Origin of the sequence: Streptomyces griseoflavus (assembly GCF_014649995.1) — a bacterium.
GTDB classification, from domain to species: domain Bacteria; phylum Actinomycetota; class Actinomycetes; order Streptomycetales; family Streptomycetaceae; genus Streptomyces; species Streptomyces griseoflavus.
Genome location: NZ_BMUC01000014.1, coordinates 183,683 through 202,545, shown reverse-complemented (window position 1 = coordinate 202,545; position 18,863 = coordinate 183,683). Strand labels below are relative to the sequence as shown.

17 protein-coding genes are annotated in these 18,863 nt (G+C 68.8%); 11 read left to right on the top strand and 6 right to left on the bottom strand.

What is annotated here, in order from left to right:
* A partial coding sequence (locus IE172_RS26575) for an NB-ARC domain-containing protein (RefSeq protein WP_190099843.1) occupies positions 1-1,807 on the bottom strand: 1,807 nt, incomplete at its 3' end.
* Positions 1,808-1,818: 11 nt separating this feature from the next.
* Entirely contained in the window at positions 1,819-2,154 is a 336-nt protein-coding gene (locus tag IE172_RS26570) for a hypothetical protein (protein WP_190099842.1), read from the bottom strand.
* A 280-nt stretch (positions 2,155-2,434) separates the two neighbouring features.
* Here IE172_RS26570 and IE172_RS26565 point away from each other — a divergent pair, with 280 nt between their 5' ends.
* Positions 2,435-3,256 carry a hypothetical protein gene (locus IE172_RS26565; protein WP_190099841.1) on the top strand — a complete coding sequence of 274 codons (822 nt, stop codon included), beginning with the start codon at positions 2,435-2,437 and terminating at the stop codon, positions 3,254-3,256.
* Between the two features lie 136 nt (positions 3,257-3,392).
* On the opposite strand, the gene IE172_RS26560 is transcribed toward IE172_RS26565, so the two are convergent.
* From IE172_RS26560 to IE172_RS26550, 3 genes are read right to left on the bottom strand one after another with little or no spacing between them, the layout of a single operon-like run.
* Positions 3,393-6,473, bottom strand: a complete 3,081-nt coding sequence (locus IE172_RS26560) for a type I restriction endonuclease subunit R (protein ID WP_190099840.1) — start codon at positions 6,471-6,473, stop codon at positions 3,393-3,395.
* 3 nt (positions 6,474-6,476) lie between these two features.
* Positions 6,477-7,694, bottom strand: coding sequence for a restriction endonuclease subunit S (locus IE172_RS26555; RefSeq protein WP_190099839.1), 1,218 nt, complete (start codon positions 7,692-7,694; stop codon positions 6,477-6,479).
* Positions 7,687-9,258, bottom strand: coding sequence for a type I restriction-modification system subunit M (locus IE172_RS26550; protein ID WP_190099838.1), 1,572 nt, complete (start codon positions 9,256-9,258; stop codon positions 7,687-7,689). Before IE172_RS26550 ends, IE172_RS26555 begins: the two co-directional genes overlap by 8 nt.
* Positions 9,259-9,513: 255 nt before the next feature.
* Between IE172_RS26550 and IE172_RS26545 the strand changes: the two genes are divergently transcribed.
* Together IE172_RS26545 and IE172_RS26540 are read left to right on the top strand one after the other, a co-directional pair.
* The gene (locus IE172_RS26545; protein WP_190099837.1) at positions 9,514-10,467 is read left to right on the top strand and encodes a PIN domain-containing protein; all 954 of its coding nucleotides are present in this window, start codon (positions 9,514-9,516) and stop codon (positions 10,465-10,467) included.
* A 168-nt stretch (positions 10,468-10,635) separates the two neighbouring features.
* A complete protein-coding gene (locus IE172_RS26540; protein ID WP_190099836.1) occupies positions 10,636-11,295 on the top strand; it encodes an HNH endonuclease family protein in 660 nt (219 codons plus the stop codon).
* 59 nt (positions 11,296-11,354) lie between these two features.
* Here IE172_RS26540 and IE172_RS26535 read toward each other — a convergent pair whose 3' ends face one another.
* Positions 11,355-11,522 carry a hypothetical protein gene (locus IE172_RS26535; RefSeq protein ID WP_229886426.1) on the bottom strand — a complete coding sequence of 56 codons (168 nt, stop codon included), beginning with the start codon at positions 11,520-11,522 and terminating at the stop codon, positions 11,355-11,357.
* 130 nt (positions 11,523-11,652) lie between these two features.
* Between IE172_RS26535 and IE172_RS26530 the strand changes: the two genes are divergently transcribed.
* The 8 genes from IE172_RS26530 to IE172_RS26495 all read left to right on the top strand — a co-directional run bounded on the left by IE172_RS26530 (position 11,653) and on the right by IE172_RS26495 (position 18,825).
* Positions 11,653-12,156, top strand: a complete 504-nt coding sequence (locus IE172_RS26530; RefSeq protein ID WP_190099834.1) for a lamin tail domain-containing protein — start codon at positions 11,653-11,655, stop codon at positions 12,154-12,156.
* Positions 12,157-13,186: 1,030 nt separating this feature from the next.
* Positions 13,187-14,383, top strand: a complete 1,197-nt coding sequence (locus IE172_RS26525; RefSeq protein WP_190099833.1) for a helix-turn-helix domain-containing protein — start codon at positions 13,187-13,189, stop codon at positions 14,381-14,383.
* A 254-nt stretch (positions 14,384-14,637) separates the two neighbouring features.
* On the top strand, positions 14,638-15,057 hold the full coding sequence (locus IE172_RS26520) for an ATP-binding protein (protein WP_190099832.1): 420 nt from the start codon (positions 14,638-14,640) through the stop codon (positions 15,055-15,057).
* Positions 15,054-15,479, top strand: a complete 426-nt coding sequence (locus tag IE172_RS26515) for a DUF6415 family natural product biosynthesis protein (protein WP_229886424.1) — start codon at positions 15,054-15,056, stop codon at positions 15,477-15,479. Before IE172_RS26520 ends, IE172_RS26515 begins: the two co-directional genes overlap by 4 nt.
* A 26-nt stretch (positions 15,480-15,505) precedes the next feature.
* Entirely contained in the window at positions 15,506-16,177 is a 672-nt protein-coding gene (locus tag IE172_RS26510) for a hypothetical protein (protein WP_229886422.1), read from the top strand.
* Positions 16,178-16,430: 253 nt separating this feature from the next.
* Positions 16,431-16,727, top strand: a complete 297-nt coding sequence (gene tgmA, locus IE172_RS26505) for a putative ATP-grasp-modified RiPP (protein ID WP_190099830.1) — start codon at positions 16,431-16,433, stop codon at positions 16,725-16,727.
* Positions 16,727-17,692: an ATP-grasp ribosomal peptide maturase gene (tgmB, locus tag IE172_RS26500; RefSeq protein WP_190099829.1), complete on the top strand. Its 966-nt coding sequence runs from the start codon at positions 16,727-16,729 to the stop codon at positions 17,690-17,692. The genes tgmA and tgmB overlap by 1 nt, the downstream gene beginning before the upstream one ends.
* Positions 17,692-18,825, top strand: coding sequence for a methyltransferase domain-containing protein (locus IE172_RS26495; protein ID WP_190099828.1), 1,134 nt, complete (start codon positions 17,692-17,694; stop codon positions 18,823-18,825). Before tgmB ends, IE172_RS26495 begins: the two co-directional genes overlap by 1 nt.
* Positions 18,826-18,863: the final 38 nt, after the last annotated feature.

Sequence of the window (18,863 nt, the reverse complement as noted above, 5' to 3'; positions counted from 1 at the left end):
CCAGCACCCGCACCGTGTGCTCCAGCAGGTCGGCGAATGCCTGGGCCGCCCCGGTCGCATCCCCCGCCTCCCCCCGCCAGGAGGCGAGGTTGTTCCGGGTGGTGAGGGTGTCGGGGTGGTCGGGGCCGAGGCGGCTGCGGGTGGTGATGGCCAAGTGGTCGAAGTGGTCGATAGCGGCGGTGAGCTGACCGGATTCACCGAGGCTGCGGCCGGTGCGGTACAGCACCGGGTGCGCGTCCGGCCGGTACAGTGCGTCGTCGGCATGGCGGGTGATGGCATCAACGTTAGTGCGCAGGGCCTGGGCAAGGGTGGTATCGCGTTCGATGTCAGGCCAGGCGGCGACTAGGGCATCAGCGGCTGTGCGCGCGGCCTGATCGTGCTGGTGGGGGCTGAGGGTGTCGCGGGTGGCGCGTTGGATGAGCTGGTGGACGCGGACGGCTTGGTGGGGGGCGTCGGGTTGATGACCGATGAGGCTGAGCCGGTCCAGGACCCTTAGAGCACCGAAAGCCTCGTCCGGGGTAACGGGAGCCGCCGAGCGCTGCCGTCTGCTCGGCCACCACTTCGGTCGCCGCCTTCGTCCGGGGCCGGCTGTCGTGCGGTGTGCGGCAAGGTGTGCGCGGGCCACGTCACCCATCAGGACGTCCTGGGGGATGCCGTTGGCGTCGAGCAGGGAGGCCAGGTGGAGCATGGGCCGGGCCAGGCCGGCGGGGCGTAGCGTGTCGGCGCGGTCGATGGACAGGGACCAGGCGGCGGCGAGGGCGGTGGCCTGCTCGTCGGGCAGGGCGTCGGGGGCGAGGTCGGTGAGTTTGGTGGCGCGGTCGGCCAGCAGGTCGCGGTAGGTGGCTGCGGTCTTGCCGGAGTCGATGAGGTAGGCGGCGGCCTGGGCCAGGGCCAGGGGCAGGTGCCCGAGGTCGGCGCCGAGGGCGGCGAGCTGGTCGGCGGGCTCGGTGCGGTCGTGGGCGTGCAGGGCCGCGGTGAGGTAGGCAACCGATTCGGCAGGGGTGAACAGGCTGACCTCGATCCGTCGGCGGCCGTTTCCGAACAGGGCGGCGTCGCGGCGGCGGGTGGTGAGCAGGGTCCGGCCGTGCGGGCTGGCGGGCGGCCACAGGCTGTAGCGGTTGCCAGGATCCTCGGGGTGGACGATCAGGTCGTTGGGGTCGGCGACGTCGTCCAGGACGATCAGCCACCGGCACGGCCGCTGCCCGGGCTTGGGGGCCAGCCAGGCCAGGAACTGTTTCGCGGCCTGCTCGGGGTTCTCGGGGTCGGCCCGGCACAGTTCGACGCCGGCCTGTGCGTACGTGCTCACCACGGGGGACTGGGCGCTCGCGGTGACCCAGACCAGAACGTCCAGGCCGCCGTCGTCCCAGGCGGCGCGGGCGTAGTCAGCGGCGAGCTGGGTCTTGCCGACCCCGCCCATCCCGGTCAGCACCTGGGATAGCACGGCGGTGCCCCCGCCCTCGACCGCCGCCCGCAGCCGGTCCGCCTCCACGCGGTGCTGGAAGGACCGCGCCGGAGACGGGATCACGCCGACCTGGTGCGGCCAGGAGGCAGGTTCCCGCGGCGCGTGCTGCACAGTCAGCGTGTGTACGTAGCCGCTGACGGCGATTGCGCCGTTGGTGGCGGTCGCGTCCCCGGTACTGGACAGGTGCACCGAGGCGGGGGACTCAGGGCCGTTTCCCGGGACCGGGCCGCGATAGCCGCTCACGGCCGTCTCCTCACCGGCGGCCTCGGCGTCACCGGTGTCCGCCACGGTCACCGACGGTTCGGGCTCCTCGTCCCGCGCCGTGCGTCGGGATGCCTTCGTCATGGCTGCGGGGCCTAGTTCGAGTAGTCGATGCCGGAGACGGAGTTCTCGCCGCCGGCCTCTCCCGTCCGCTCGGCTGTCGCCGAGCCACGGCCCCGGCCGCCGGGCCGCCGGATGCCGGTAACGCCACCACGGCTGGCTTTCCCGGTCCGGACGGCTCTGTCCGTGGGCCCGGCAGAGGACGGACGCTGGAACAGGGCCCAGACCAGGGCGGCGATGCCGACGGCGGCCTGGACCGTGGCCCCGGCCAGCTGTCCCGCCCCGGGGCCGTCCAAAAGCCAGATCAGCGGTGTGGACAGGACGCCGGCCACCGCCAGCACGATGACCGTGATCTTCCACCCCTGCGACACAGCGGCTCCCCCTCACCCCGATACATCCGCCGCCGGACGGCTGACGGCCTGTCACTTCGCATTGTCCCGGACCGTTCTCGCCTGAACCAGGAAACGCACTTCTTCGGCATCGCGGTTCCCGGCGCGACCGTCACCCGTCATGTCGCCGGGCGCGCCCCCGCCGCGCGTTGCCGAACATGACGCCCCTCGTTCGCGGCTGGTGACAGCTTTCTTAACCGGCACCCCGAAGCCGGTACTGTGCTCACCTAATCGTCACGTGACGATTAGGTGAGGAGGACGCATGACGACGTGGCCGGTATGCGGCGGGGCCCTTCCCGCGCAGCGCGGCCCCCGGGCCCGCCGCTACTGTTCGCGCGCCTGCCAGGCCAAGGCGTACCGCACCCGTCAGCGACAGGACCAGGAGCACCGGGTCGCCCCCGGCGAGGAGCGGGAGCTGCTGGAGGCGTACGCAGGGGTGCCCGCGGTGGAGCTGGCCGACAGCCTGGCCGCCGCCGCCCGGCGCCTGGCCGGCGCTCTGAACGCCGGACGGCCCGCCGACGACTTCGACCTCGGGGTCGTGGTGCGCATCCCGGTCGTCCTGGCGGCCCGCGCGCGGCAGGCTGCCCCGGCCGCGCAAGCCCTGCACGGCATCCCGGACCGCACCCAGACTTCGACCGTCACCATTGTCGACCTGGTCGCCGAGCCAGCCCCGCCGCGCGCCACGGTGCAGGCGCCGCCGACCGAATCGTCACGTGACGATTCGGTGCCGTCCTCCCCGCAGCCCGCCGGCGCGCCGAAGAAGACAGCACCGGACCGGCGCAAGCGGCTGTCGCAGAAGGCAGCCCGCGCCGTCGCGGACAGCGCCCGCCTGGTCAAGGGCGCGGACCACCGCGACACCCACCGGTGGGACCTGATCGCCGAGGACGGCACGGTGCTGGGCTACGTGGAACCGTCCTACGGCGGTGCCGGCCGGACCGGGCGCAACGGCTGGAAGCACCGCCTTGCCGACTCCTTCGCGGCCGGCGGACCGTACAAGACGCGCGAGGAGGCCGCCCTGCAGTGCGCACTGGCCTGGACCCGCGTTGCCACCGCCCCGGTACGACGCACCCCCACTGTCGGCTGAACTACCAGCCCGGCACCGAGCGGCTCACCGTGATCCCTGGCAGGACGCGCACGCCGCCCGCCGCGCCGGGTCGCCTGGAAGTGCGCGAAGTACACCATCGCTCTCCTGCCGAGGGGGTCGGCCCTCGGTGTTTGCGTCAGTCGACGAGGTAGTGGGCTTCGATGTAGGCGACGGTGGAGTCGTACGGCTCTCCCACCGGCTTCAGGGTGTACCGGCGGAAGACCGCGGCGGTGGCGCGGCGGACGCCTCGGTTGCGGGCGTCCGCGTTGTCCCAGGAGCCTGCGAGGGTGCGGGTGACCACCTGGTCGATCTCCTCGGCCAGGTTCTTCTCCGTGATGGTGAGGCCGGCCGGTGCGTGGTCGTGGATGATCCGTGACAGGACGCCCACGTGGTCGTCGTCCAGCACGACGACGGCTTCGTCGGGGTGTTTCCCGGCGTCCACGATGGCGCGGGCGACCCGGAGCGCTTCGGACAGGAACTCCAGGGCGTCCTGGGCGTTCTGGATGATCCGGTCCCGCAGCTGCTTTATCCGCTCGGCGAGGGCGGTGTACTTTGCGGAGCCCGGTTCGACGTCCTTGTCGAGGGCGGCCTTGATGTGGTCCAGGATCTCGGCTGCGGACGGCGGCGTCTTGTCCTGGCCGTTGTCCGTGCCGGGCTTGGGGCGGACGAGGGCCAGCAGCTCCTTGAGGATGGCGATGCCCTGGGCGTCCAGGACGAGGGCTTCCTCCTGGGAGGCGACCACGGAGAAGGAGTGGACGTGGGCGTTGATGATCTCCAGGACCATCGGCCCGAGCTCGTTGAGCCGTTCCTTGCGCTCCTCGTCGGAGGACTTCTTGAACAGGGTCGTGTACGCGGACCCGAACAGGGCGAAGCCGTCGCGGTACTTGGTGACCCGCTTGTCGGTGCTGATGAGCGGGTACAGGCGGGCCAGGAGCCGGTAGTCCCTGCTGAATACCTCGGCGGCGCCGGGGTGGGCGTCCAGGAAGGTGTTGATGGCGCGCACGGACTCGTAGCCGTGGACCGTGAGGTCCAGGCCGTCCACGTCCACGAGGAGGTCTTCGATGCGGGCGAAGACGGTGCGGAACTCGGCGACCAGCTCGGTCACGTCGGTGACGAACCCGCCCCCCTTGCCGCCGGCCTTCTCCGCGGTGGGGTCGGTGACGGACCGCTGGACCTCTTCGGCCAGGCCGATGTAGTCCACGACCACGCCCTGCGTCTTCACGAACCCGGTCGGGGAGATCCAGGTGCGGTTCGGGCGGGTGATCGTCTGGAACAGGGTGTGGGCCTTCAGCGGCTTGTCCAGGTAGAGCACGCCCTCGTTGGGGGCGTCGAACCCGGTCATCAGCTTCGCGGTCACTACTAGGAAGCACAGCGGGTCGTCCGCCGTGAGGAACCGCCGCTTCTGCTCCTCCTCCTGGACCTCCGAGAGCTGGAACTTCCGCAGGGCGGGGTCTTCGTCCTTGGAGTCCGAGACGGAGATGTTCACCTCGGCGGTGATCCGCTCGTGTCTGCCGACCTCGGCGAGCACCTGGGAGGCCTCGAACCCGGCCAGCAGCTCGTTGATCTTGTCCGTGTACGCCACGGCCAGCTCACGGTTGTAGGCGACGACCTGGGCCTTGAGGCCGTTGCGGTAGGCGCCGGCCAGGTAGTGGTCCACGATGTCCTGGCAGATCGCGTGTATGCGGTCGGGGTTGGAGAACACCGAGGTCAGGCGCCCGAACTTGCGGGACAGGGCCTCACGGTCGGGGTCGTCGAGGTCGAAGGCGTCGGCGAACTGGTCAAACTCGGCCTGCAGCTCCCGGTCGTTCATCTCGAAGGAGACCGGGTGCGGGTCCAGCATGACCGGGACGGTCGCCTCGTCCAGCAGGGATCGGGACACCGAGTACCGGTGCAGCACCCGGCCCGGGTCACTCTCCTCGCCGAAGAGGGCGAAGGTGTCGGTGGCCAGGTTGCGCACGGGGGTGCCGGTCATGCCGAAGAACTTCGCGTGTGGCAGCGCCGCGCGCATCTGCCCGGCCAACGACTTCGACCGGGCGGACTGGGTGCGGTGCGCCTCGTCGACCAGGACGATGATGTTGTCGCGGGTCGACAGCTCCTTGCCGGCGTCGGCGAACTTGTGGACGGTCGTGGAGATGACGCCGCGCACGTCGTCGGCCAGCAGCGCCCGCAGCTCGGCGCTGGTGGCGGGCTGGTGGAAGTAGGCGTCCCCCAGCGCGGAGGTGAACACCCCGGAGGTCTGCCGGACCAGCTGGGTGCGGTCGGAGAGCAGGATGATCGTGGGCGACTCGGTGCGGGTGTCGGCCAGCAGCAGCGAGGCGGCGAACACCATCAGCAGCGTCTTCCCCGACCCCTGGTGGTGCCAGATCAGGCCCTTCGACCCGCCCGCCAGCACCCGCTGGTGGATCAGGTGCGCGGCCTCCATCTGCGGATAGCGGGGCAGGTACTTCTTGTCCACCCCGCCCCCGGAGGTGTCGAACAGGGCGAAGTTGGCGAGCATGTCCAGGATCGTGGCCGGGTTCAGCAGCAGCTCGACGGAGCGCTGCACGTCGGCCTGCCCGGACAGGTTCTCGTCATCCGCGGTGGACCGGAACGGCTGCCACAGGTTCGTGGGCGCGCCGGCGGCACCGAAGCGCAGCTTCAGCCCGTCGGAGGCGACGGCGAAGACATTGGGGGTGAAGAACCACGGGTACTCGGTGACGTACACGTCGTTTATCTCACGGGCCGCGTCGGCCCACCGGGACTTCGCGGTCGGAGACTTCACCTCGACCACGACCAGGGGCAGGCCGTTGACCCAGTACACCAGGTCGAACCGGCGGGAGGTCTTGCCGGGGACGGTGATGGTCACCTCGTCCGAGACGACGAGGGTGTTGGCGGTCGGGCGCTCGAGGTCGATGACCTTCAGGGCGTGCCACACGCCGTCGGCGTCCCTAAACTCCTTCCGGCCCCGCAGCAGGTGCAGTACCTGCTCGTTGGCCCGCACCAGGCCGCCTTCGACGGCGTTGACCGTGGCGACGATCTCCTCGACCACCGCGTCCACGTCGAATCCGTCGATCACCCCCGGGTTCAGTCGGACGAGAGCGCCCCGCAGCTGGCCGGCGAGCATCGTCTGCGTCGTCTCACGCGGCAACGACCTGCCCGCCATGAAGCCCCACCCCATCGGGAGGGACCACTGGATCATCAGATTCTGGAACTCACGCTCTCGAATACCCTTTGCCACGGCTCAGACCCCCTGCTCAGCGGACTCAAGGTCGATGGTGCGATCCAGCAGGCCCGACAGCAGGCTTGCACGAACGCTGCGGAGACCGTCAGCCTCAGCACGTGTGGCGGTAATCTTCGCGTCCACTGCTCCGATTACCTCGACGATCCGCTCCTGAACCGACAATGGAGGCAGGGCGAACGTGAACTCGCTGATGTCCCGTCCCGAGATATGGGGGGCGTAGCCTCCGGGCGTCTGCCTGCCAGCAAGGCGCTCTGCCATGCTCGAGGACTGCACCACAAGGATCAGAAACTCGGGCATGACCCGGTTAAGGTTCGCTCGCAGCCTTGTCACCCGCTGAACAAGCAGCGCCGGCAAGTCAGCTTTTTGGATCAGGCCGCACCGAAGAACGCGATCACGTGTGAACGGTCGATCCATAGCGATACAGACGTCCCCCGGCTCCAGCACGTACTTCTGAAATGCTCCGCTCTCGTCCTCCGGCCAAAATACCGTGTCGGCATCGTTCCAGCGCGTTCCAAAGCGTCCGAGATTGATACCTCGCAGAAGGCGAGGCCCAACAGGAGTCGACGCGAAAACAGATGACTTGAACGCGGGACCAGCGAGTGGGGACGAAACCTCGCTGAGACGTACTTCCTCCCACTCCTTACTCTCGCTTATAGTGAGAGATTCAGCGAGCAACCCGACTCGGAGGGCTATCGCCGCCTCCGCCTCAGTGTCGAGTGCGGTGATTTGGTCGTCCACCGCACCGATGACCTCAATAATCCGCCCCTGGACAGGAAGCGGCGGCACGGGAACCGTCCATGCCTCGAAGTCAGCTTCCTTCCATCGAGCACGTCCCTCGGAGCCTGCACGCATGGCACCGATCTGTCGCAAAACTTCTGACCGCTGGAAGTTGAGAAGTAGGAAACGGGCGTCCACTTCCTCTTCGTTCACTTCATAAAGGGGAAACTCATTGGTTGCCAGGGCGCCATCAAGCTCAGCAGATACGACATCGAATGCACCCTTCTGAGTGTCGATCCGGTTGAATGTGAAGTCTCCCTCCCGCGCTCGATAGAGGGACTTGGCCTTGACTGTCTCAGTCGTTACGGCACCCCTGTCGTAGGCTCCTTTCCCGTACCACCGCACACCCATCGTGCGGTATTCGATCCCCGGCTCCAGGCGAACGATCTCCCGCCGCTGGCGGGCGATCTTCCCTGCAGGAAAGTGCCGCCATTCACTCATCGAAGCCCTCGATTCCAGCATCGGCGAGGACGGCGAGCATGCGCTGCTCGGTCTTCTGCCGCTCAGCTCGAGCGACGTTGTAGGCATCGATGAGGGTGCCGAGCTCTTCCTGCTCAGTGGCGGTCTGCTTGATGTACCGCCCGAGGTTGAGGTCGTACTCGTTCGCCACGATCTCAGTGGCGGGGACGAATCGCGCCGCGAGTCCGCCGTCGCCGTTAGGGTCGACCGGGTTGCCGTCGGAATCGAAATCCGAGTGGTAGGCGGTCACCACATCGGAGATGTCCGCCTCGGTCAGGACGTTGCGGTTCTTGGCCTTGGTGAACCGCTTGGAGGCGTCGATGAACAGCACCCCCTTTTGGCGCTCCTCGGCCTTGGTGCCGGGGGCACGGAACACGAGGATGCAGGTCGGGATGGAGGTCGAGTAGAAGAGGTTCGCCGGCAGGCCGATCACGGCTTCCAGGAGATCGTCATCCAGGACACGTTGGCGGATGGCTGCTTCCTGGCCGCCGCGGAAGAGGACGCCGTGGGGCAGGACGACGCCTGCACGGCCCTTCTTCGGGTTCATGCTGGCGATCATGTGCTGGACGAACGCCCAGTCCGCCGACGACTGCGGGGCGATCCCGCCGATGGCGCGCGGGTCATTGGTCCAGGGCTTCCACTTCAGGCTGTAGGGCGGGTTGGCGACGATCACATCGAACTGCGCGACGGACCCGTCCGGCTTCTTGAAGCGCGGGTCCTTCAGGGTGTCGCCGACCTCGACCTGGAACTGGGTCAGGTTGTGCATGAAGAGGTTCATGCGGGCCACACCGGCAGTGTCCGGTACGGCTTCCTGTCCGTGCAGCTTGAGGGTGTAGCCGCGGCCGCCGTGGGCCTTCAGGAGGTTCGCGGAGGCGATGAGCATGCCGCCCGACCCGCAGGTCGGGTCGTACACCGACTCGTGCCCCTTGGGGTCGAGGATCTCGACGAGTAGCTCGACGACCTCGCGAGGGGTGAAGAACTGGCCGGCGCGGGTGCCGGACCCGTCGGAGAACCGCTTCAGCAGGTACTCGTACGCCCCGCCGAGCACGTCGTGGGACATGTTGCCCTCGTGCATCTTCGGGGTGCGGTCCATCGCCTGCAGGACCGCCGCCAGCACCTCCCCCGACAGCACCTCTTCGGAGGTCCAGGTCATGGACCCGAACAGGCGGGAGAACTTGTCGGGGTTGGCCGTCTCGATGGCCTGCAGGGAGGCGCGGACCCGCTGGCCGAGGCCGGACTGGGTGATGGTGGCCAGGATGGAAGACCAGGACGCGCGACGCTCGGCGACGGTGCCGGGGTAGATGCACGGGATCTCGAACGACTGGTAGTCGCGGTACTCGATCTCGCGGGCTTCTTCCGCAGAGAGGCTGTCCAGGTCGTTCTCGTCCAGGAACTCCTGGTGGTGGTGCTCCCAGGTGTCCGACAGGTACTTCCAGAACATCAGCGGGAAGACGACCGAGGAGTACTGCGCTTCGGGCATCGCCACGCGCAGCTCGTCGGCGGCGTCCCACAGCCGGTTCTCGATCTCCTGCTGGGTCACTGCCATCAGTCGGGGATGTCCTTGCTCGTAAAAGGTGGCGACCCGAAGGCCGTGGTGTTCCGGTGGGTCACCCTATTTCGGTCGTGCCTGGCGCGTACAGGACGGGGGTGTCCTCGGCCTCGAGGGAGGACCGGTTCTCATATGGCTACTGCCAGGTGGCGTGTAGCGCTGAGTAACTGCTGGGCTGCGGGTGCTCTGCTGGTGGGCCGCGCCGTAGGAAACCCAAGGCGCACCAACGGGTCGTGCTGGCAGGATCACCGTATGCTCATCACACCGCGTCCCGGCGCAGATCGGAAGAACATCCGGCAGGCTCTCCGCGGCGTCCACACCGAGGCTATGAACCTGCAGCGGCCCTACAGCAGCGCCTTCGAGGGGCTGCTGACGTATCTGGAATGGGCAACGGAGTCTGCCCGGATGCTGCGCTCCCAGATCAGCGACCGGGACCTTGACCAGCTCGTGTTCACCGACCGCTACCGGGCGCTGCTGGGCAGCTGCGGCACACTCGCCGGGAGCGACCAGCAGCGACTAGTGAACGGCTTGGTCCAGCTTGAGGTCGCGGAACGGATCGAGGCGTTCGAGGCGGCCGTGGCCGCGCTGGATACGCGTATCAGTCGATGGAGCCAGCAGCGCGAGCATTTCGTCGTGGCCGACTCCAGCTTCTACATCCAGAACGAGGTGAAGCTGGCCGATGTCGACCTGCACGAGGTACTCAATGTGCCGCGCTGGCAGTTCGTGCGCCTGTTGTTCCCGATCGTGGTGGTCGACGAGCTGGACGACCTCAAGGACGCCAGCAAGCAGCGGGCCCGCTGGCGCGCCGCCCACACGCTCGGTCTCCTCGACGGGGTTCTCAACGGCGGCACCCACGGGGTCCTGCGTGAGGGGGAGTACACCGTTCAGGATGGCGAGACCCGCGACAGAGTCAACGTGGAGATCGTTCTCGATCCCCCCGGCCATGTGCGCCTGGACCGTCCCGATGTCGAGATCATCGATCGGACGGTGGCCATCCAGAGCCTGGCCGGCCGCGACGTTCGGTTGCTGACGTGCGATACGAGCCAGCACACCCGGGGCCGAGCCGCCGGGCTGCAGGTGACCAAGGTGGCGACGAAGGATCCCGGGGACGAGCCGAACTGGTCAGCTCCGGACAGGTCTGGCACTGGCGTACGCGCACAGCGGCGCGCTCGGCAGACCGAAGCCGGGGAACCAACAACCAGTTGAGAATAGGCGACATCTCGTTGCCGCCTGAGGAACCGGCCCTGCACGGACGAGCAGGCCGAGAGCGACGAGGCGCCTGGTGTCGTCTCCCGGTATGACCTTCCACCCGCATGGGCGGCGCACTGGACGAACGCGTGATCGCGCCCTGTCGTAGGCCGTTATGAACAGCTCATGCTGAACACTGTGCTGCACGGCCTGGCTGCCGCCTCCCTCGCCGTCCTGCCTCTCACCGTTCCCGCACCCGCGCACGCGGCGGAGACGCTCCCCCTGACCGAGGCCGTCACCGCCCTGCCGGTGGGCACCGAGTCCCGCGACGGCTACGACCGGGATGCCTTCCGTCACTGGAACGCTGGCACCGACCCGTCCGACGGCTGCAACACGCGCGCGGAGGTCTTGCTCTCCGAGGCCGTCGAGCCCCCTGTGGCCGGGCCCGGCTGCCGTCTGACGGGCGGGCGCTGGTGGTCGTACTACGACCAGGTGTGGGTGACGGCAGCCTCCGGTCTCGACCTGGACCACATGGTGCCCCTGGCGGAGAGCTGGGACAGCGGTGCGTCCGCGTGGTCGGCGCAGCGCCGTGAGGCGTATGCCAATGACCAGGGAGCCGAAGCCAGTCTGGTCGCCGTCACCGCCCGCTCGAACCGGTCCAAGTCCGATCAGGATCCCGCCGAATGGCTGCCGCCGGCCGCTGAGGTGCACTGCCGGTACGTCGCCGAATGGGTCGCCACCAAGCTCCGCTGGGAGTTGACGGCCGACGAAGCCGAACTGGCAGCCCTGCGCGAGGTGGCCACCGGCTGTCCGGACCAGAGCGTGACGTACGAGCCGGCCGTGTAACTGACCTGTTCGGTCCCGCCACCTGAAGGTGGCGGGACTGCTGGCGTGGCGCAGAGGGGTCAGCCGCAGTCGTTGCGGTTGACCTCCAGGGAGCGGGTCTGGTCGCTGAGGCTGTAGCCACGCAGGTCGTGGATGGAACCGCCGCTGCGGGTGACGCACATCCAGCGGCCGGCACGGTTGCGCTTCTCGTAGACGCGGGCGGTGCGGTCGGACGAGGGAGACCACACCGAGCGCCCGGCGGGCCGCCGCCCTCCCACCGAAACCCGCTAATCATATTTTCTTCACGCTTTCGCCATCACTTGATCACTTCCGATAAGCTCCGGGCCCTCCATCCGCACCACTGAGGGGGGATTCCTCATGCGCATGCACCACGTTCTGACCGTCGGCGCCACCACCGCCGCCGTCGCCGCCCTGAGCCTGACCACAGCCGTTCCGGCTCAGGCAGCCGAGTACTCCTCGGCACTGAAGATCAAGGGCATCCAGTACGACGCTCCGGGCCGGGACTCCAACAAGTGCTCCGGCGGCAACACCAAGAACGAATACCTGACGATCAAGAACTACTCGAAGACCGCCAAGGTCAACCTGAAGGGCTATGTCGTCAAGGACGCGGCCGGCAACAAGTTCACCTTCAAGAGCAGCCACACTCTGGAGCCTGGCGACTACGTCCACCTGCGTGGCGGCCGCGGCACCGACTCCGACGGCAAGAACGTCGTCTACCGGCAGAACTGCAACTTCATGTGGAACAACGACAAGGACACCATCTACTTCTACAAGCCCTCCGGTGCCCGGGCTGACGTCCACTCGTACACCAAGAAGGCCAACGACCGCGATGGCAACGGCTACATCACCTACCACGGCTGACCGGCCGAAGCGTCGCCGCACCGGAAGCCCCGCTAGATAGAGCGGGTGCCACCCGGCATCATGATGACTCCCGCCGGAGCGGGGGCCATCATGAATCTGGCTCAAGGCGCGGGGTGTCGGCGGGCGACAGCTCCGGGCGCATCCGATGCCAGCGCGCCGAGTGGCGCCAGCGTCGGGCACCGTCGCGTGCAACGTCGACGCCGACCTCCACCACCAGCTCCGGCGCGACGAGAGTGTTGCGCAGGCTCTCGCGCGAGCCCCATCCCGCGCTGAAGGTCCAGCCCGTCCACGGATGGTCTGCGGCCGGGGCGAGGAACCCGGCAACGAGTGGGCGCCGCCGTTGAGGGAGGGGACCGACGTGGTGGAGCGCGCGTACGAGCTGAGGTCGGTGCGCATGCGGGCCAGGGAGCGGGGCTGCACGAGATGGTTTACGGGATGGAGAAGGAGCCCGGAACGGAGATGAAGGACATGCCGTCGGTGGCTCTGCCTGCGCTGTAGCGGCCGGAGCATGACATCCGGCTCGTCGCCCGGGCCTGGGCGGCGCTCCAGGAGCTCGGCGCCGACGGCCCGACTCAGCCGGTGTTCATGGCCCTGACGGTCACAGGCCGGCTCGCGAACCGGGCGCATGCCACTTGGCGCGGGGAGCGCATGAAGGGCGCGCGATCAACGAGCGCGTGTAGCCGCTCGCCGGCCGGGCCGGGATCCCTACGTCGGCGGGAAGAAGGGGAAGGCGCACAGTCTGCGGGCCGGCGTCAACACCGACATGATCGCCGCCGGTGTGTCCCTGCGGGACCGCAGCCGGCGCGGCCGGTGGTCGCCGGAGTCAAACACGGCGGACACCGTTTATGACCGGCCGGTGATCGACCCGTAGGACGACCCACTGTTCCAGGGTGCCCCTCGGGGGCCACACGACAGTCCAAGAGCAGTAAACGACTAAGCCCCACCGCCCGGTTGAACGGTGGGGCTATTCGTGTACCTGCGGAGCCGACCGCGGGTACGGTTCTGGTGTCGAAGCAGAACAGGAGCCAGTATGCACGCTCTGCCGCAAGACCACACCGGTACTCGAATCGCCCGTCTACGCCGAGAACGGCATCTGACGCAGAGGGCCCTCAGCGAGCTCGCGAACATCCCGTACAGCACCCTGACGAAGGTCGAGCAGGGCGTCATCCCCGCTTCCCCGCACGTCGTGGGAGCGTGCGCCCGCGCGCTGCGCGTGGAAGTGTCGACCATCCAGGGACAGCCCTACACCGACGAGTTGCGCGCTGACCAACTCGACGTGTTGATAAGGCCCATCCGTGAAGCGCTCGACGTGTATGACCTGGGCGCGGACCCCGATATCCGCGTGCGCCGGCCGGAGGAGCTGCACCGCGAGGCTGAAGACCTCTGCGCGGATGTGCGGGCGGGGAACATCAAGAGCGCCGCATCTCGCGTCGCTGGCCTCATCGAGGAGGGCACGACCGCTGCGCACACCGCGCAGGCCCGGGAGAGCTGGCTGACTCTGGCGAGTTTCTACCGCACCGCCTACGACGTTGCGGCGAAGCTGGGATACCCCGACCTGGCCCAACTTGCCCTGGCCAGGCTCGACTGGGCTGCGCAGCGCGGGTCTGATGCCGTCCTGGGCGGGATGCACCACTACATGCGTGCGCTGACGTACCTGCGCGAAGGCAAGTACGGCACGGGAAGTCGGCTGGTCCGTCTGGGCCTGGCCACCCTGGAGCAGGCAGATGCCAGCCGGGAACGGCGGGTTGTTACCGGGCAGCTCCACCTTGGCGCCGCGGTGCTGGCCGGCCGTGCGCATGACGCGGACCAGGCGCACACGCACCTGCGCGAGGCCGAGCAGATCGCGGCCGAGACCGGCGAAGCGATGAAGGTGCATTGGCTTGCCTTCGGGCCGACCAATGTGGGCGTGCACCGCGTCTCCGTGCTCGCGGAGCTGGACCAGTACGGCGAATCCGTCGAGGCAGCGCAGACGACCGTCATCCCGAAGGGATGGGCCAACTCCCGTAGCAGCCACCACTATGCGGAGGTCGCCCGCTCCCTGCTGTGGACGGGCAACCTCGACGCATCGTTCGAGAATCTGCTCAAGGCGCGCAAGGCCGCCCCGCAGCAGGCGAAGTACCACCCGACCGTGCGCGAGACGTACGCGGGCCTTGAGGCCGCCCGGCGGCGCCTCCCAGACAGCTTCCTGTCCTACGGGTCGTGGCTCGGGCCCGCACCTACACACTAGTCACACCGCGTGAAAGCTTTGGCCCTAACTATCAACAAGCGCTGATAGTTGGGGCCTTCACGGTTCGCCACCATGTCGTCACACGCCATTTCGACATGGAGCCGACCATGACGACTGCCCACCTCCCGGCCTCGGGGCGCGCCCGTCGAACCGCCTTAGACGCTGATGACTTCCCCCCGTCGACCGCCACGGCGGCCGACCGCTCACCTCGCGAACGCCAGCGCCTCCGGCACGCGCCACGGCCTGACGACCGGATGAGTGTGTGCTTTGAGGTCTGCCCGCCCCGGACCGACGACGGCGTTCCTGAACGGGACGCCCAGCGCGTGCGGATGGCCCGGCGGCTGACCGCGGCACGGCTGCGGTTCTGCGGCCTGGAGACGCTCGTCGACGACGCCACGGTCATCGTCTCGGAGCTGGTCACCAACGCTATCCAGCACGGGACCGGCGCACAGGTCACGTTCACCATGACGGTCCGGGACGGCTTCCTGCGCTTGGCCGTGCACGACGAGACCCCCGGCCGGCCGGTCGTCCGCCACGCCGACGACGACGCCGAGCGCGGCCGCGGCCTGTTCCTCGTCAACTGCCTCGCCTCCGCCCACGGAGGCTCCTGGGGAACCAGCGACGACGGAGCCACCACCTGGTGCTGCCTCGCGGTCCCCGGCGGCCAGCCGTGACCGCCCCCAGCACCGCCGAGCGCACCGCCGACACCGTGCGGCCGTGGACGCCGCCCTTATCCGGCGGGGAACTCGCGACCGTCTTGCACAGGCTCCGCGGTTGGACCGCGTTCGACGGCGTCGCCCTCCTCGACGACGTCGCCACGGCCTTGGACGACGTCCCCCCGACCGAGGAGAACACCGAGGAACTCGCCGAGCGGCTCCGCGGGCACCTCATGCGGCTGGTCACCATCGCCGTCGCCGCCGAAGCCGAAGAGGACACCGACGCAGCCCACCTCATCGAGCAGGCCCGCACGCTGCGCGTCGAAGACCTCCCCGGCGACTACTGGAAGGCCGTGGCCCACCTGCGCCGACTCGGCTGGACTGCCAACGAACTCCACGACCGGCTCGCCGCCATCCGCTGTCTAAAGGAGGCGGCATGACACCCGCCCCTACTATCCCGCCCCGTTTGAGAGAGAACACCGTGCGCCCCGAACCGCCCCTGGTCCCGTTCGTCATCCAGCGTGAGGGGGAGGAGGCCGCCCCCGACAACCTGCTGCTGACCACGATCGGGCCGGGCCGCTACCGGCTGCGCTACGCCGACGAAGACCCCCGAGACCGTGACCTGCGCGGCGTGCTGTGGGCCCGCTGCTCCTTCGGAGCTGTCGACGACCTCGGACGGCCGACGGGCCGGCCGCAATGGCGGATGATGCACCCCCTGCGGCAGCGGGGCACGATGCAGGCACTGCGCTGCCAGGTCTGCGCCGAACGCGCGCGGACCCCGCTCGGGTTCATCTTCCTCGCCGGCCCGAACACCGTGGACCCCGACGACCCGACGGTCCTCACGAACCAGCCGCCCGTATGCCCGAAGCACGTGCGTACCGCCGCCGAACAGTGCCCGCACCTCACCCCCGACCCGATGGTGTTCCTCGCGCAGAGCGCGCCCATGTATGGGGTGAACGGCGTCGGCTACGGCTACGGCAACCAGGGCCTACAGGTCGTGCAACGGCCCGCCGGACCAATCCCGTACGGCCACGAGCTTCTCCCCACCGTCCTCGCCTCGCAGATGGTGCGCCGACTCAGCGCCTTCCGGCTCGTCGGCCTGAACCAACTGCTATGGGAGCTGGAGCGCGCCGCATAAGAACCCTGTCCGGTGGCCCGGATGCCCCCTGGTCGGGCCACCGGACAGGCAAGACCCCCGGCGCGGGGACGAACTACCCGATCCGTGTTCCCCCACGGAACAGTTACCGCCCCGCGCCGGGCCCAGACGCGCCGGTCGGCCACACCGAAGGACAGGCGGCCGGCGTGGGGCGGGCCCACGGAGTCCTCTGACTCCACCTCTGCAGCAGGCCCGCCCACCCCATCGCACACACGAAACGAAGGGAAGTAGGACTGTGACGACAGCACCGGAGCGCGAGGCGTTCCCTCTCACTCTGCCCGGAGGCCGGACCCCCTACAGCGAGGAGGCCCCGTCGGCTCCGGCTACGAGGCCGTGGGCGCTGCGGTTCGCGCGTACGCCTGACTCCACCGGCGCCACCCGAATCCCGGCACACGTCTACGACCACGGCCGGCAGGTCAACATCTCCGACGACGGCGGCCTGCTGACCTGCATGGCGAACACGCACTCGCCGACCGTGCCGGACGGCTCGACGAGCAACCCGCCGCCGCTGGACGAGGGGGCGAAGGACTGATGCCCTCGCCCGTCCTGATCATCGCCGCTTCCGACGACTGGCCCACGGACCGGATCGTCGTGGAGCTGGAGCGCCGCGGGGTGGAGGTGTTCCGCATGGACACCGCCGACTTCCCGCAGCGGCTCACCCTGGCCGGAAGGATCGACCAGGCAAGCGCGTGGACGGGCGAACTCTTCACCGAGCACCGGACGGTGGAGCTGTCCCGGGTCGGCGCGGTGTACTACCGCGCCCCTGGGGCGTTCCGCTTCCCCGAGGGGATGTCCGGCCCGGAGAAGAGGTTCGCCTCCGCGCAGGCCCGCGCCGGCCTGGGCGGGGTGCTGTCCGCACTGGAATGCCGCTGGGTGAACCACCCCACCGCCATGGCGCGCGCCGAGTTCAAGCCGGTGCAGCTCGCTGCCGCCCGCGCGTGCGGCCTCCGTATCCCGCGCACCCTGATCACCAACCGGCCGCAGGACGTGGTGGCATTCGCCACGGAGATCGGCGGGCCGATCGTGTGCAAGCCGGTCGCCTCGCCCGTGCTGATCGAAGACGGCCACCTCAAAGCCGTCTATACGCAGCGCCTGACCTTGCCCGACCTGGAGGATCTGCGCGGGATCGACACCACCGCGCACCTGTTCCAAGGGTGGGTCAGCAAGGACCATGAGGTGCGGCTGACGGTGGTTGGGGAGCGGATGTTCGCCGCCGCGATCCACGCTGGTAGTGAAGCCTCGTACGAGGACTGGCGCAGCGACTACGGAGCACTTTCGTACACCACGACGACGGTCCCGGACGATGTCGCCGCGGGTGTGCGCCGCCTGGCAGAGCGGCTGCAACTTCGCTACGGCGCGGCAGACTTCATCGTGGACCCCGGGGGAGAGTGGACGTTCCTTGAGGTGAATCCGTGTGGCCAGTGGGACTGGATCCAGGGCGCGACTGGCCTGCCGATCGCCGAGGCAATCGCCGACGACCTGCAAGGAGTCATCTGATGGACTGGAAGCCGCACGCGGCCGCGCTCGCAGCCCGGGTCACCTATCCGGGTTCCAGCTGGTGGGTGCCGGTCAAGGAGACGCCCCGGCATCTGCTGGTGGAGCGCTGGTACAGGTCCACCCCGAAGGGGTGGATCGTTGTCGACGGGCCGTCCGATGAGTCGGCGTGGGCTGCGGCCGCGTACGTGGACACCACGCTGGTCACCCGTATCGGCGCGGTACACGCCGACCATGCGCGCCCGTACCCGCCGGTCATCGGGCATCCGACCTCGTCCTCCACCCTGCCCAGCCTGGTCTTGACGATGCTCGAACACGGCCGCCTCACCCCGGGCGTGCGGCTGCTGGACGTGGCCACCGGCTCCGGATACAGTGCCGCCCTGGCCTGCCAGCGACTCGGCGACGACCTAGTGACGACACTGGACGTCGACCCCTACCTCACCGAAGCAGCCGCGCAGCGCCTCGACCGCATAGGCCGGCATCCCACCGTCGTCACCGCAGACGCCGGCGGCGAGGAGCTGCCGGGCGTCTTCGACCGGATCGTGTCCATGGTGTCGATGCCCCGCATTCCCGCCTCGTGGCTGGCCGCTCTCGCCCCCGGTGGGCGCCTGGTCACCACTCTCGCCGGTACCGGCCTGATCATCACCGCGGACAAGACCGAAGACGGCGGCGCCGCTGGGCGCGTGGAGTGGGACCGTGGATCGTTCATGACCACCCGGACCGGCGACGACTACCCCCCGGCCCTCAACGACGTGTTCACCACGGCCCACCACACCGAAGGCGAGGTCTCCGTCTCCCCCTTCCCCGTCCTCGACGTCATGCAGGCCTGGGAAGTATGGTCCATGCTCTCCCTGACCGCGCCCGGCATCGAGCACCGCAACGGCATGTCGGACGACGGCAGCCGCATGGCCTGGATGCTGCACCCTGACGGCTCCTGGGCCCGCGCCCACACCGCGCGCGGCGAGCACACCACTACCGTCTACCAGGGCGGTCCGCGCCGCCTGTACGACATCCTCGAACAGATCCGTTGGCGATGGCTTGAGCAGGGCAGGCTCCCCGTGTACGGCGCCCAGGTCACCATCACTCCTGAAGGGGAGACGACCCTGTCACGCGATGGATGGACCGCCACGCTGTAATTCCGCACAGCCCACGGCGATGGGTCGGCGCGACAAAC